This window comes from Desulfosporosinus shakirovi, assembly GCF_020595055.1.
GTDB classification, from domain to species: Bacteria; Bacillota; Desulfitobacteriia; order Desulfitobacteriales; family Desulfitobacteriaceae; genus Desulfosporosinus; species Desulfosporosinus shakirovi.
This window is the reverse complement of sequence record NZ_JAJDOO010000001.1, coordinates 400,315-415,806: the sequence shown is the minus strand read 5'-3', so window position 1 is coordinate 415,806 and position 15,492 is coordinate 400,315. Positions and strand designations below refer to the sequence as shown.

Here is a 15,492-nt window from a genome sequence, read left to right as displayed (position 1 = left end):
AAAGGAACGTTGCAAAACGCAAACCACTATTTTTAGTTTTGTAAGTTATAATCCAATTACTAAATTATTTTTCCGTACAAAGCAAAGGGGAGCATCGCTTACTATTTCAAAAATTCGCGACACTCCCTGTTTTAATTTGCTCTCTTGTCTTCTAGTATTCGAAAACATCTACCGGAACATCAAGAGCTGAAGCATCACCATCAATGACTATCTCCGCGACTGCCCATACATTGGGAACAACATTGCGCAGGTAGTACTTGGCGGCGGCTACTTTGCCGATGTAGAACTTATAATCAAAATGCTCTACTTCCACTTCTTTAGCTTTCTTATCCGCCAATACAGCTTGATCAAGAATCTGCCGGCCACAAAAGAGCTGGGAACTGGCGGTAAGGATTCGTCGGGAATAGAGAGGAATCATGCTCATATTGGTTTTGGTGTATACGTTCAAGGTCTTAAGCATAGCTTGATAAGCATCAAGTGCCTTGCCCAGGTTAGAAAATTCCTTGCTTAAAGCTTCATTGCCTTTATTAGCTTCATAGAAATCGACCATTTCCTGTACCCAAGCCCCAAAGACAACGCCGCCCTTCATTTTCATCTTACGGCCAATCAGATCCATGGACTGGATATAATTGGTTCCTTCCCAAATGGAGTAAATCTTCATGTCGCGGGCAATTTGGGATAGGGGATACTCTTCACAGTAGCCATACCCGCCATAGGATTGGATTGCTTCGCCAATGAGCCACCATCCTTCATCAGAAGGATAGGCCTTGCAAAGCGGGGTGGCTATATCAATTAGGTCGTTGGCGGCTTGCCTCACAGCCGGATCAGGATCGCGATGCCTCTGGTCGAAAGCCAGATAAACCCTGTACATCATGGCCCTCATGGCTTCAATATGAGCTTTGCCCATCATCAGAGTTCGCTTAATATCCTCATGGTTGATAATGGATACCCGTCCAGCTTTGGGATTTGTCAGCAAGCGGCCCTGAACTCTTTCTTTAGCATTATCTCGGGCATTCGCAAAGGCGTTGATAATACAGGACAGCGCCATATGACCTGTTTCCATGCGGGCCATGTTCATCATTTGGAACATCTGAGCCATACCTTCGCCCTTGCCTTCGTTTTCACGTGGGTCTTTACCCAGCAGCCAGCCTCGACAATTATCGTTTTCCCCAGCAGACAAAGCGGCCGTAACCGAACCATGCTGGCCCATTTTATGCTCTATCCCGGTGTTTACAAAATCATTGTCTTCCAAACTGCCATCTTCATTGACCCATAACTTTGGAACTACGAACAGAGAAATACCGCTGGTACCGGGTTTAGCACCTTCTATACGAGCTAAGTAGAGGTGAATGATATTTTCCGTAAAATCATTGTTTCCACCAGTTATAAAGATCTTATTGCCTTTGATCATAAAGATCCGCGGATCGTCGGTAGGATAGGCTTTAGAAAGAATATCCCCTACATCAGACCCTGCTCCGGGCTCAGTCAGACACATAGTTCCAGCCCAGGTTCCATTCATCATATTAGGAAGGAAGTTGGCTTTTAATTTATCATCGCCAAAGCTTTGAATTAGGCCGGCTGCCCCACTGGTCAGCAGAACATAGGGCATAAAGGTGGGATTAGCTGCACAAATCAGCTCCCAAACGGCGGCATTCAACATTTCCGGTAATACCATGGCATCGGGTGAATTATCTATATTGCTGGTACCCCAGCCCTCTTCCTGCAACTTGTGGAAAAGAGGTCCTAAGCTAGGCGGGGTAGTTACCTTACCGTCAGCAAAGGTAGCTGGATGAGTCTCGTTTTCCCCATTAGTCGGCTCAATTACTGCCTTGCATATTTTTAAAACAGGATCTAAGACTGATTTAATATCATCCTTGGAATAATAATCTGCAAACTGGGGGTAGTTAAAAACCCCCTCAGTTGGAAGCCATTCTTGGATAATAAATTCGAAATCTCTAATGTTATTAACTGCAAAATTAGACGCCATGTTTACATTCCCTCCAGCCTAAATTTTATCACCAATTTCTTACAACATCTATATCTCTCGAGTCCACAGAGAAGCCATAGCTGCTCCGCCACCTACGCAAAGGGAAGCGCCGCCAACTGTTTTCCCAAGTCTCTCCAGTTCATAATAAAGGCTTACAATGATGCGCAGTCCGGTAGCCCCAACCGGATGTCCTAATCCAATTCCAGAACCATTCGTGTTAATGTTGCCATCCTGCTCGAACGTACCTATGTTGAAAGTGATGCCTGCTTCATCTTTTATCTTCTTGCCAACACCAATCACTTGGGCTGCAAAGGCTTCGTTGATTTCCCAGTAATCAACGTCTTCATACTTTATTCCAGCTTCTTTCAAACATTTGGGTATAGCAACAGCGGGACCTAAGCCCATAACACTAGCTTCTACCCCTTCATCACAGATATTTATAAGTTTCATTAGAGGTTTGATTCCCAGTTCCTCAGCCTTTTTCTTAGTCATCAAAACGACAGCCGCCGCTGCGTCATTTAGACCAGAAGCGTTGCCAGCAGTTACAACACCGTCTTTTTTAAATGCAGGTTTCAGCTTGGCCATACTTTCGAAGCTTGCACCTCGAATAGAATGTTCGTCCTGCTTGAACACGTATTCTTTCTTCCCCTTTTTGACTGGAACAGGAACAATCTCTCTGACAAAACGACCTTCGTCAATAGCCCTTATTGCCCTCTGATGGCTAAGAAGAGCTAGCTCATCACATTCTTCTCTAGTAATTCCATACTGTTCAGCAATATTTTCAGCAGTTCCTCCCATATGGGAACCGGCTAGTTGGCATACCAGTCCATCTGCAAGCATGGCGTCCTGAAGTTTGACGTCGCCCATTCTTGCACCCCATCTGGATGTCGTAGAGATGTAAGGGATATTACTCATACTTTCAGTGCCAGTTACCAGCGCTATTTCGTATTTGCCTAGTTGCAGTTTCATAGCAGCGATTTCCACGGCTCTCATTGCAGATGCACAGTTCTGGTTGACCATACAGGCACTTGATTTAGGATCCATACCAATCTCCATAGCCACAATACGGGGGGGACATGAGCCATTACCATGACCTAAGCACATTCCAGCCACGATTTCATCCACCTGTTTCGGATCAATTCCCACACGTTTAATAGCCTCAGCAGCAACAAGCTTGGTCAATTCATTGGCAGGCACTGGTTGGAGTGACCCTCCATAAGAACCAATAGGTGTTCTGCAAGCGCTAACCATTACAACTTCATTAAGTTGCATTACCATAATTTAAAACCCCTTTAATATTAATTAGCCCTCCCAAATTCAGAAGATCTACAACCTTAGGATATCTTGTTGGATTTTACCCAAATCTTATTGGCATCCGCTTCCTTGATCAGTTCATCACGCAGATCCGGATGAGAAATATCTATTAAGGCTTCGGCTCTTTGCCAGGTACTCTTTCCCTTCAGCATCGCTATACCGTATTCCGTAACTACATAATAATTAATACTCCTAGGAACAGTAACGATAGACCCTGGACTTATAGTAGGCCTAATGCGGGATTGCATCTTGCCCTCACTGTCAACGAATCAACGAAGGTCGAAGTAAGACAAATCAAACCCTTACCGCCTTTAGATTTATAAGACCCATAAATATAGTCTAACTGTCCGCCGGTTCCAGAAATCTGTCGTGTACCTGATGATTCCGATGCCACCTGACCATAAAGATCTACTTCTATTGCATTGTTAATGCAGATCATATTGTCATTTCGGCATATTATGTCAGGTTCATTCGTGTAATCCACCGGGTAACTTGCACAAACCGGATTGTTATTCAAAAAATCATAGAGCTTGTTGGTTCCCATAGCAAAGGTATAGACCATCTTACCTTTGTCAAGCTGTTTGCGCAGACCCGTAATTCTTCCAGCTTCGTACATATCCACAAATGAATCGACCATCATTTCTGTGTGAACACCTAGGTCTTTTAAGTCCGATTGGGCGATCATTGCGCCTACTGCATTGGGCATAGCCCCAATTCCTAACTGTAAGCAGGCACCGTCTTCGATTTGTTCCAGAATAATTTTGGCGATTATCTTATCCACATCTGAGATTGGGGTTTCAGGAAGTTGAATAAGAGGTCTATTGTCACCCTGAACAAAATAGTCGATTTCGGATACATGTAAGGTCTCCCTGGCACCCCCTAAACATCGGGGTACTGACTCGTTTACTTCAGCAATCACGATTTTAGCAGCATCACAGAAGGCATGTGTTATAGAATTCGATGTGCCCAAGTTTACATAGCCATGTTGATCTGGAGGAGTAACCTTGATCAAAGCTACGTCAACCGGTACCCAACTTCGGTCAAAAAAACTGGGACCTTCGTGATAGGTCAAGGGAATATAATTGCACATATTTTTATCATGCAGCTTTCTGCTGGCGCCACTAAAATGCCAGTCATTGTAAACAAAATGTTTTCTTTCCGGATCACTGACAACGCTTTGCGGTATAAACGGGCAGGTAACGGTTCTAATGTTCACCCCTTCCAATTCATCACACCTCTTGGCCAAAGCTGCATCCAAAACATGTGAAGCCATCATGAATTCACCATAATGAACAACACCACCTGATTTCACGACCTTGACCGCTTCGTCAGCAGTGACAAATTTGCGCTCGTACTCGTTTTTGTAATCCAAGTCGATCCCTCCCTTATTATTTTTTTATTCTTAGATGGCTTTTGTCCAAGAGCCCCTCCTTTAATCCATCCAATATGCAAGAATAGACCCAAATTTCTGACTCTTTTTAATAATTATTTTATGACAACAAAAAAGGCCAGGAAAACCCTGCCCCTCAGCAAATCATCTAATGAGATTATTTAGAACCATTTTAAAAATAATGCTGCATTGAAATATTTTCTCGTCTCCTATTTGAGACAATATGCTCCTAAAAAAGACGCCTTGTCTCGATCAAGCAACCCGACTATCATTCAATTACAACTCCCCAGACAAAACTTCACCACCAAGCCCATGCTTCGTGAGTTTCTTATACAGAACAGATCTGTGAATCCCCAAGATTTTTGCAGCTTGAGCCTTATTGCCCTTGGCACTCTTCAAAGCATCAACCAACAACTCTTTTTCAGCAAAATTTCTGCCTTCCTCGAATCTGCTTTGTTCTCCGCTCTGAGTATCATTAACGCTCATTTTGGCCTGCAGTATTCGAGCCGGTAAATGTTCAGGTAAAATAATCGGCTCGTCAACCATGTTCATCGTTCGTTCCAAAACGCTCTCTAATTCTCGAACGTTGCCTGGCCATGCATAGTTTTGTAATATTTGTATGGCTTCTTGAGAAATGCCCGCCACATCTGTTTCCAATCTTTGGTTTAATTTAGTCACCAAGTAATTTGCCAGTAATCTAATGTCCCCAGGCCTTTCCCGTAAGCATGGTAACTCAAGAACCATAACATTTAACCGATAGAAAAGGTCGTCCCGAAACGTCCCTTCCCTCAACATTTTTTCTAATTTGCGATTAGTAGCTGTAATAATACGCAAATCGATTTTGAAAGGTTGCGTTCCGCCTATCCTTTCAATTTCACGTTCCTGAATGACACGTAAAAGCTTAGCCTGCATTGTCAGACTCATATCCCCGATCTCGTCCAAAAAGATAGTACCATAGTTCGCCAGTTCAAACTTACCCGGTTTACCATCTTTGCTTGCTCCGGTGAAGGCCCCTTCAACATAACCAAACAGCTCAGATTCCAAGAGCTGTTCCGGAATCGCGGCACAGTTAACCTTAATAAATGGTCCATGGCGCCGCACACTATAATTATGAATTGCATGAGCGAACAACTCTTTTCCCGTTCCACTCTCCCCCGTTAACAGAACGGTTGAAGTTGTACGAGCCGCCCGTTGAGCTAAGTGTATGGTTGCTGTGATTTTAAATCCGTCCCCGATAATATCCTCAAAAGTATAAGTTGCGCTGTGAATTTTGCGCAACTCTTCTTTATAAAACTTCAGGTCACCTTCCAATTGGGCCAGTTTCCGTGTGAAGACATGAGCTAGACCCATATCCTTAAAGAGGGTCTTCCCAAGTGCGCCAATTGTCTTGCCATCTTTTTTAATGGGTGCCCGGATAATCATAAAATCCCGGTCTCCAACTTTCCAGTAGTCTACGAATTGGGCCTTACCCGTACGCACAATGTTTGGAAGTTCTGAGTGTGGAGTTAGTTCGCAAATATGTCGACCCAGAGCTTCTTCCCTAGTTACCCCAAGGACCTCTAAATAGAAGTTATTAATCATAGTTACATGGCTATTTTCGTCGACGACAACCATACCTTCATACGGGTTTTCTATAACCGCTTCCAAGGTAGCTGTTAGCTTTTTGGATTTGTTAAGCTCTTGTTCTAAACTCTCCAGCTTTCGTGCCTGGTAATCAAACAACGGCCAAAGCTTAAGTACTCCAATCATCCGTCCCGTCTCATCAGTAACCGGGACTTCCTTCACTTTTAGTTTTAAGAAAAGGGTGATCGCCTCTTGAACTGAACTACTCGAGGGCAAACACATCGGAACCTTACATACAAGCGCCCCTGCTAATTTTTGCATATTCTTACGAGCTACGGCCTTTAGCATAGCAGCCTGATCTAGAAGCCCCACTAATAATCCGTCTCTGTTTAGGACATAAACACATTCTAACGATTGGCCAAATTCTTCATAGACTTCATGAATGTTTCTATCTTCAGAAACCTTTGGGAAATTAAGTGTAATCATGCAGTCCACTGTATCTATCCCAGACCCACTGATCATATCCGAGAAAACACCCACCTCACATCCCCCTTTTCCATCCTTGGATTGAAATAAATCTGGCAACTATTCTCGAAGAGTCATTAATACTTCGAAGCTCTCGTTTTCTAGTTCCTTTTCATCCAGGGAACGGCTAAACATTAAATAGTTTGTCAGCATCGAATTAATATATTAAACATTAGACCCTAGATTGATTATATCATTTCATTGAGGCCAATTGTGATAAAACAAGCTGTTCGCCCAGACTTCCTTCAGCCTGGGTGGGATGTGGTAAAGCCAGTTCTTATCAGTATAGTTAGAGCCCATCCCTTTTTAATCTTAAAAACAAGAAGCTAGAACATCCAAACATTTGTCTGAATGCCCTAGCTCTTACCTATTATCTGAGCCATTGTTCAATTGATCGGTATCTCCAGCATTTCATCATAGCTTTTTGAATAAGTCATTCTTTGGACATCCAGTTCTAACTCATTCCCCGCACCCAAGAAACGCAGCATTCGTGTGTGAATAATGGTACCATCTTGAAGTTTATCATAATTGTCCATAATAGTTTCTTCTAGAGGGACTTTCTGTCCATCAATCATTAAATACACCCGACTTAAGATAAGGCTTTGTTCGCTGTTAATTGTAATATGTGTCTCTCCCTGAGATGTTTCAATTTGATCTATCTCTACCGCTTGCCCTAGAATATTTAACTTCTGCTTCTCGCTATTGTTAGTTCTCCCCAACTTAAACCGTTGATTCACATCGTGATCTGCTTCAAACTTCACCAATTCTACTTGGAGTTGCTCTAACTCTAAGGGTAAAGGATCATAATCACTGTGAAAAGTAATTCCTTTCATGTCTGTACTCATCCCACCCCCTTGTACGGGAACTTCTTTTCCATTGGCAATAAGCTTTAGCGTTAGGTCTGTTGGTCGAAGTCTTTCCCCACTGAGTTGTCCTATAGCTAATTCAAAAATGTTTTGGATAGAACCATTGATTACTGTTTTTGTAGGGGATGCAAGAATAGATTCGATTTTTATTTGGGCCTGATCAACTTTAATCGTCTCATTGAGATTCTCTTTTAGTGTGTGTCCCATAGCAGTATTCCTGTTTAAAGTAAAACTGATCTCAGCAGGCGTTTGTGTTCCCTGCAGTATTTGCGAAAACCTTAAGGTTAAGCTTTTTTCAAAAGGATTTGGAGGCTCAAAGCTGGCGAGATATTTTATTTCTGTCTTCTCTTCATTAAGATTACCCTGGGAATTCTGATGGTGATATTCTCCCCAAAAGGCTTTTAAGGACATTAAAGATGAGATGTCATTTTCTTCGACGTGCCCTGATGGATCTTTTACGGTATAGAACAATAAAAGTTGGTTTTCATCTAACATTACGTAATCAACTGTTAATGAGACTCCATTGTCAAATATAAAGCTTTTTCCTACCGGTTGTCCTTTACCAAGTTCACTTAATTCTTTCAAAGAAGCATTCATGACCTGATCATACCCTAGGAGCTGTTTACTATAAAAAGCAATTACATCATAATTAAATGATAGTAATATAGTGACCATCATAACCATGGCCGCGACATAAACTTTAGCTCTGTTCCTTAGTCTAAATTGTTTGTCTTTATTTATGGCAGTACGCAGTCGCCCCTCCAATTCTTCGGGGACTTCAATTTGATCAATTTTGCATTTTTGCGCTTTAAGAATATCTTCTATATTGTTCATCAGTTACTCACTCCCATGCTCTGTTTTAATTTTAGAAGCCCAGTGTGAATTCGTGATTTCACTGTTCCTAACGGAATTCTTAAGACAGCAGCAATAGATTCATAATCCATATCAAGGTAATATCTTAATTTTAGAACTTCCAGGTGTTTTTGATTGAGCTTTTCCAAGTGTTTTTCAATATCCAGTTGTTCGTCCTTTCCTTGAAAGACATCTTCATGAGAGCCTTCCGGAATATTACTGATCAATATGACCCTATTCTTTCTCCTTAAGTTATTTTTACAACAATTAACTAGGATTGTTTTACTCCAACTATAAAAAGCACTATCCTCTTTAAGCCTCTTAATATTTTCATATACTTTAAGAATCATATCTTCCATAACGTCTAATGCGTCATCTTGGTTCTTCATAAAGGTATAGGCAAGGCGATAATAATCCTGTTTTTGCCTCATGATGAGTTCAATAATTACCTCTTTATCCCCCATTTTTGCTTGTTTCATCATCTGGGCAAACTCATTTCCCAAAGCTTTCACCTCACTTCTATACCTATGATTTCTATCTTACCTAATAAGTTCATTTTACGGGTAGAAAATTTTTAAATATTCACTGGTGTGTAGTGCAATTCAAATAGTTAAAGCAGAAAAGAGCACCCATTATTAGAGTGCTCTTTATCATTCTATCCCTCATACTCTTGCATTAAAGTCTTTATATTTATTTTTCATTTGGAGCATTGCTTTGATAACTCTTTCATAATTATTCGGGATCGGGGTCGCTTACCATCTCTGTCATTAGGGCTTACCCTCTGCCCGAAGTCCTATGTCATTGTTATCTTAGCCATTTATAAGATTGATCATTCTTTCCAGATCGCACATCTACCTAACCATCGGCCATCTTGAATTGTGTTCTTAAAAATCAATAACCGCTTCCACCTGACAGCGTACATAACGATGTAAAGGCGTACCTGCAAGGCGATCACGATTGGTATTCTTGGTCAATCTATTGACCCCCACTCCGAAAGTCTCACCGTTAAATTCCAACCCGAAGCCATGGGGAATGATCACCATTCCTGGGCGAGTGTCCGTGGTGGTTTCCAGTTCAATGTTCACGGTCCCTGCTTCAGTGGTAACCTTCACGATTTGTTGATCATTTAGGCCCAGCCCCTCGGCATCCTCCGGATTCATAGCCACGGTACAAGCTCTTCGCCCACGGTTCCACTCAGGATTCCGCATTAAGGTATTGGCATTGTCATCCATGTGCCGTCCTGCCAAAAGAACAAAGGGGTACTTACCTTCAGACTGGAGTTGTTCTTCTTCATACTCTGGGGTTATGCCCGTAACCCATTCTTCGACTTCTGGTATATATAAGTTGATGCGATTATCCTCCGTTTTTAGGTTGGCAAAGTTGTTGTCTGGGTCCACCTTACCGATCCATAAACCTTCCGGATGATCAAGGATTGCTTGAAAGATGTCATCACCCATAGTGAGACCGAGTTTAAAGCCAGCCCGAACTGCATTTTCCTTGAAGCTCTGGGGGACATTTTGAAGCAGAGCCCACATCCAGGCTAAGTTAACTGATCCCATTTCTTTGCCTAGAGTTTTAGCCACCACAAATGGCATTATCTCTGCTACCTTGGGTTCCGATTTCATATAGGCATATAATGCCTGACCATATTCTATTCGGGATTTTTTAGCAGCAGAATAAAGTGATTCTGGGATTGCCGGAATAAAGCCTAGTTTATCGGCCAGACGAGTAAAGATCTCACTCCCTTCGAGGAGTTCCCCCTCCGGTTTCACCATGGGCTGACGCATTTGGCAATATATTTCGGGATAATTGAGCTGGAAGTAAGTAGTATCCCATCTCTCATAAAGCGAGCGATCTGGCAGTACGTAATCAGACATCTTAGCTGTTTCAGTCATGGCAATATCAATAGTAACCAATAGGTCCAGCTTGGAGAAGGCTTGTTCATAGGCCGTCGTGTCAGCAAAAGAGCGCACAGGGTTACTGGAAGAAATAAGTACCGCCCGCAGCCGTTCGGGGTGGTTATTGTCAATTTCTTCTGGCATTGCGTTAGGTGGATGCATGCCTAGAATTGTAGGGAAACCGGTCGACATAGTTTTCCAGTGCTTGGGATTTCGATCATCCGTATGTGGTCCCATGGTCATCAAACAACCTGGAACAACATTCCCCCCTGGAACAAAAAGTCGCCCACAGATGGCGAGCAGTATAATTTCCAAATAAGTCGTCACTGAACTATGCCTGCCCATAAGTACTCCCAGGTCCGCATGAAGGGATGATTTCCGTGTGGCAAAAAGTCGCGCAACTTCTTTGACTTGATCATAGTCCAGTTCACATACTCTGCAGGCTTCCCTGGCATCAAAATCCTTAAACCACGGATCGATCTGCTCAAACTGACTGACATGCAGGTCAATATATGATTGATTTTGCCACCCTTCCTGTAAGATGATGGCGATCAACGCACGTGTTAGGAGGGCATCGGTACCCGGACGCAAAGCCAGATGAATATCTGCTTTTTTTGCAGTCTCTGAACGACGGGGATCTATGACTACTAACATTTTTCCTAGGTCTTTGGACATCTTATCAAGGTACCTTCTGGCCTGAGGCATCTGATGGCTCATCCAACCGTTCCAACCAATGGCTAAGAGGAGATCCGTCTGATCGTGATCGAAGATCGTAAAATTATATTGCCTGCCTATAGTTCGACCATAGCCCCAGTATAAACCGGTAAGTTCGCCGGCCAAGGCATTATAGTAGTATTTCGAGCCCAAAGAACGTAAAAGACGAAGTCCGAAAACTGCTTCCGAATGACCGCCCAAGCCTCCCAGACCCATAAAGGCCAAGGAACGTGGCCCATGTTCATCTACGATGGATCGCAGTTTTTCTGCGATCTCGGTGAGTGCCTGTTCCCAAGAAATAGGTACAAAATCGTTGCCCACTTTTTTTAACGGGTATGTAAGCCGATCACTGTGATGCTGGTAATAAGTGATATTGAGCCCCTTCCGGCAAGCATATCCCTGGCTGCGGGGATTATCTTTGTCAGGTTTGACCTTAACAATTCGATTGTTCTCCACCAACGCCTGGAGACCGCAATTTTGGGCACAAAGCACGCAACTGGTCTTTTTCCACTCGCTCAAGTTTAGCCCTCCTCGTACTTCATATTAGTTCATCTTTCTTATTCGCTCCTTCCTAATCTCTCCTTTCCTCTGTGAATCTTTTAAATCAAAATAGAAGGGCTAAAAAATCGCTTCACTAAATAATACTCCGAATAGACTCCTCCCGTATGTACACTTGTTAGCCTTTTCTACTCTGAAAAAAGCCTAAAACGCTCTTGAAATAATAGACCCGAAAGACAGGGCGGCTACTCTGTTTTCCAAACCGTTACCTTGATGTTATTAAATTGTATCTCTAACGACAAAGGCCCGTAAAAACTCCTCGACACGTTCGGGTGAGCCATCAAGTTGCAACGATTGAACATACTGATCTCTCTCACTCCGTTTAACGGCCAGAAATGTCGTCCACGCTTCGGGAGATACCGTCACTCGGACGTCCGGATCTGCTTGCTCTCCTTTACTTGTTGACCATCGATCACCATCAAAGGATAAGATATAGGTCCCCCCATGGGTGAAACACATCAACCATGTTGTGGGTTGAGGCAACTTACGGCCTCGTTTATTGAGGGAATCTGTAATGACATCCATCGCTAGATCAGGGCGAACCACTTCGCCTGGCAATGGTGGCCGCATTGCATGTTTCAGGCCCCACTCCTTCATTGCCTCCACCACAGGACGCAGGTCTTGACCTGCACGCGTTAGCCTGTACCAAACCTCGCGATGGCCCGGCTGTTCCTCTCGTTCAACAATACCAGTCTCCTCAAGTTGCCGGAGTGCAAGCGTAAGTCCCTTAGGCGTGACGTTGCTTGAGTACTGCAGCAGGTCACTAAACCTTTGGGGCCTAGTGAGCAAATCTCGAATGATAGTAAAAGACCATTTGCCACCAATTACCTCTAATGAAAACGCCACAGGACAATAATGGTTGTACCTTCGTGTCATTGTGAATTACCTTTCTGAAAGTAAGTATACTAATTATAGTATCTTTATTATACTAATAATAAATTTCTTAACGCCAGCTGTCAAGTCTTCTCTATTAATTACTGTCACCTTACAACTCCATTGGTATTTCCAGCACCTATTATGGTGATGGATTCAATGACCTCCTCAGCTAACACATATATAAATTTATTTTAGTAACATTACCCGGCGTCCGGCACTTATCCTGACGGCTTACGAAATGGTTACTCAGGAATGTTATGTTTAGGTTTCTGTGTATCTTGATTTTTGGTATAATATCCTAAAAACAAGGATGAGGAGTACATTTATGTTTCGAACAATTCTATGGTTTACATATTTCTGGTTACACCTCATGGCTATTCAACCAACACTGTTAAAAGTTAACCTATTAGAAAAAATGGGAAAAACCGTTGAACATGACCTGCTCACAAACCAAACGGCAAAGAAATGGGCCCACTCTCTCGTTAAGCTTGCAGGCGTTACTGTTACCATCAGCGGGGAGGAGAACATCCCTTCTGAAGGCCCAGTTCTTTTCGTCAGCAATCACCAGGGGAATTTTGACATCCCTATTCTCTTGGGTTATATTGACAAGCCTAAGGCATTTATTGCAAAAGTTGAGCTTCTTAAATTACCCTTGATTCGAACCTGGATGACTCATTTGAAGTGTGTTTTTATGGACCGTTCAGATATACGACAATCTCTTAAAGTTATAAACCAGGCTGCAGAATATCTTAAAGAAGGATATTCTATGGTCATTTTCCCTGAAGGCACTCGCAGCAAAGGTGAAACCTTAGGCGAATTTAAACCTGGGAGCTTGAAGTTGGGGTTGAAGGCCGGTGTTCCCATTGTTCCGCTTACGATTCGCGGTTCGTATAAGATAATGGAACAAAACGGCTTTAAAATTAAGCCAGCCCATGTAGAGATAACTATTTTTGACCCCATCCCAACTGCCAAACTAACCAAAGAGCAAGCCGCGGAATTGCCGGAAAGGGTCAGGAAAATTATTGATCGAGGCCTCTCTCAATAAAATCTTGTACTAAGTTGATCTGAAATCAGGTTCCTAATAAGTCTCGGAATGCCAATTACCATTTATTTCTACGATTAACTTTAGAGGAAATTTCCCTATCATGTCGAATATACTATGTCGACGTAAAAAAACAAAGGCTGAATCTAGGATACCTAGAGCGGGGGACTCTTTTTTATGGGGTGAAACGCATACCGATATGCGTAGGGCTTACACCTTGTGCCCGAATCCGTCAACTAACCTCGTAAGCTGAGAAAGGTGAAAGAAATATGCATTTGTCTCCGGTCATATTACGGTTAAAAAGTTCGATACATGCTAGAATCAAACATTTCAATTGGGCTCAGAAAAAAACGTTGCTCAAACGATTTTTCAACAATACCTTACAAAAAGTCTCATGGAAATCACCGCGCGTCATTGGTGGTTTATCTATTGTGGTTATCCTAACTGGCGGTCTCACCTATTATCTTTCGACAACGACTGCCGCTGCTGCGCTTATGATTAACGGCCAACAAATTGGGTTAGTTAAAAATGTTGATGCCGGTAAAAACCTCGTCGCAACGATTCTAAAACAACAAGGTAAGCCATTTGGAGTGGTTGCCAAAACCCATGACCAAATCACCTATGAAACCCTCAGAGTTAATCCCGCAGTCTATTTTGAATCTTCTTTAAACGAAGAAACGTTAGAAACTAAATTAGGATTTTATCTTGAAGGTTATAGGTTAGAAGCAGACGGTTCAGTTGTCGCATATCTGCCTAGTAAAGAGGATTCTGATAAACTTCTTGAAGAGTATGAAGACTATTATGTTAAACCCAGTGAGGAAAATAAGGTGACTTCCGTTAGTTTTGCCGAACAGGTTAGTGTTGAAGCAACAGAAGTCCAACCAGATCAAATGAAACCACTTGAACAAGCTTTCAAAGAGTTGATTGGCGGTAAAGTAACTACAAAGGATTATACTGTACAACCCAACGATTCTTGGTGGCTGATTGCCCGCAAAAACGATATGTTAACAGATGAAGTATTAGCGGGTAATCCGGGAACGAGCAAGGATACGAAATTACAGCCCGGCCAGATTATTAAATTAGTTTCTACAGCTCCTTATCTTACCGTTGTAAGTGAAGGGACATTTACTGGTCCAGAAACTATTCCCTATGATGTCGAAACAAAGAATGACAATAGTTTAAAAGTTGGGCAAACGAAAGTTATTGAGCAAGGTAGCAACGGTTCAAAAACAGTAACATATTCTTATGTTCAAAAAAATGGTATCGACGTTACCAAACAAGTGATCGATGAAAAAGTAACGCAAAATCCAGTCAATCGCGTCATCGCTCAGGGCCCCAGCAAGCAACCAGTCATGGTAGCTTCTACCCTGTCTCGCGGAAGCGGCGGTTCTTCAAATATCGTAGACCGTGCACTTAGCTTGCAAGGTACGCCTTATGTTTTTGGCGGAACAACAAAAAGTGGCTTTGACTGTTCAGGTTTTACAAAGTACGTCTTATCAGGTTCTGGTATATCTCTTCCTCGAACCTCTTTTGCGCAATTCGCTTCGGGAACTCCAGTTAGCAAAAATGATCTTCGTGCAGGTGATTTAGTATTCTTTTCAACCTATGCTAAAGGTGCCTCTCATGTAGGTATTTATATTGGTGGAGGACGTTTTGTTCACGCCAGCAACCCCCAAAGCGATGTTAAAACATCCAGTCTTAGTGACAGCTTCTACTCCTCTCGTTATCTTGGTGCCCGTAGATATTAATAGAGATAACAATAACTTTTTAAGAGTAACAACGCATGTTGTTGCTCTTTTTCTTCGGTCAAAATATACAATTAGAATTTCCTTTATAAATAAACCTAAAGCATATTAGTCATTTCTTGGTGTTATACAAATAAATATAAACAAAACTACCCTTTAAGC

9 protein-coding genes, 1 pseudogene and 1 riboswitch are annotated in these 15,492 nt (G+C 42.4%); of the genes and pseudogenes, 2 read left to right on the top strand and 8 right to left on the bottom strand.

From position 1 onward, the window contains the following. Positions 1-151: 151 nt before the first annotated feature. From LJE72_RS02015 to LJE72_RS01980, 8 genes and pseudogenes are all read right to left on the bottom strand, one after another. Positions 152-1,987, bottom strand: coding sequence for an acyl-CoA dehydrogenase (locus tag LJE72_RS02015; RefSeq protein ID WP_229245838.1), 1,836 nt, complete (start codon positions 1,985-1,987; stop codon positions 152-154). 48 nt (positions 1,988-2,035) lie between these two features. After that, complete coding sequence (locus tag LJE72_RS02010) at positions 2,036-3,265, bottom strand: thiolase family protein (protein ID WP_229245836.1); 1,230 nt, start codon at positions 3,263-3,265, stop codon at positions 2,036-2,038. Between the two features lie 56 nt (positions 3,266-3,321). Beyond that, positions 3,322-4,673, bottom strand: a pseudogene (locus LJE72_RS02005) (acetyl-CoA hydrolase/transferase family protein). Between the two features lie 294 nt (positions 4,674-4,967). Next, positions 4,968-6,794 carry a sigma 54-interacting transcriptional regulator gene (locus LJE72_RS02000; protein WP_229245835.1) on the bottom strand — a complete coding sequence of 609 codons (1,827 nt, stop codon included), beginning with the start codon at positions 6,792-6,794 and terminating at the stop codon, positions 4,968-4,970. Positions 6,795-7,165: 371 nt separating this feature from the next. Beyond that, positions 7,166-8,479, bottom strand: coding sequence for a DUF4179 domain-containing protein (locus LJE72_RS01995; RefSeq protein ID WP_229245826.1), 1,314 nt, complete (start codon positions 8,477-8,479; stop codon positions 7,166-7,168). Continuing rightward, entirely contained in the window at positions 8,479-9,000 is a 522-nt protein-coding gene (locus tag LJE72_RS01990; RefSeq protein ID WP_229245824.1) for an RNA polymerase sigma factor, read from the bottom strand. The genes LJE72_RS01995 and LJE72_RS01990 overlap by 1 nt, the downstream gene beginning before the upstream one ends. A gap of 381 nt (positions 9,001-9,381) precedes the next feature. Beyond that, positions 9,382-11,628, bottom strand: coding sequence for a molybdopterin-containing oxidoreductase family protein (locus LJE72_RS01985; protein ID WP_229245822.1), 2,247 nt, complete (start codon positions 11,626-11,628; stop codon positions 9,382-9,384). 258 nt (positions 11,629-11,886) lie between these two features. Beyond that, on the bottom strand, positions 11,887-12,543 hold the full coding sequence (locus tag LJE72_RS01980; protein ID WP_229245815.1) for a winged helix-turn-helix transcriptional regulator: 657 nt from the start codon (positions 12,541-12,543) through the stop codon (positions 11,887-11,889). A gap of 325 nt (positions 12,544-12,868) precedes the next feature. On the opposite strand from LJE72_RS01980, the gene LJE72_RS01975 reads away from it, so the two are divergent. Together LJE72_RS01975 and LJE72_RS01970 are read left to right on the top strand one after the other, a co-directional pair. Continuing rightward, positions 12,869-13,588, top strand: a complete 720-nt coding sequence (locus LJE72_RS01975; RefSeq protein ID WP_229245813.1) for a lysophospholipid acyltransferase family protein — start codon at positions 12,869-12,871, stop codon at positions 13,586-13,588. 125 nt (positions 13,589-13,713) lie between these two features. Then, positions 13,714-13,851, top strand: a riboswitch (cyclic di-AMP (ydaO/yuaA leader). A 3-nt stretch (positions 13,852-13,854) separates the two neighbouring features. Continuing rightward, positions 13,855-15,333, top strand: a complete 1,479-nt coding sequence (locus LJE72_RS01970) for a C40 family peptidase (protein WP_229245807.1) — start codon at positions 13,855-13,857, stop codon at positions 15,331-15,333. Positions 15,334-15,492 lie beyond the last annotated feature (159 nt).

Excerpts from the sequence above, each read along its gene's own strand:
- LJE72_RS01980 (WP_229245815.1), bottom strand. The coding sequence starts at position 12,543 with ATGACACGAAGGTACAACCATTATTGTCCTGTGGCGTTTTCATTAGAG.
- LJE72_RS01975 (WP_229245813.1), top strand. The coding sequence starts at position 12,869 with ATGTTTCGAACAATTCTATGGTTTACATATTTCTGGTTACACCTCATG.
- LJE72_RS01995 (WP_229245826.1), bottom strand. The coding sequence starts at position 8,479 with ATGAACAATATAGAAGATATTCTTAAAGCGCAAAAATGCAAAATTGAT.
- LJE72_RS02015 (WP_229245838.1), bottom strand. The coding sequence starts at position 1,987 with ATGGCGTCTAATTTTGCAGTTAATAACATTAGAGATTTCGAATTTATT.
- LJE72_RS01970 (WP_229245807.1), top strand. The coding sequence starts at position 13,855 with ATGCATTTGTCTCCGGTCATATTACGGTTAAAAAGTTCGATACATGCT.
- LJE72_RS02010 (WP_229245836.1), bottom strand. The coding sequence starts at position 3,265 with ATGGTAATGCAACTTAATGAAGTTGTAATGGTTAGCGCTTGCAGAACA.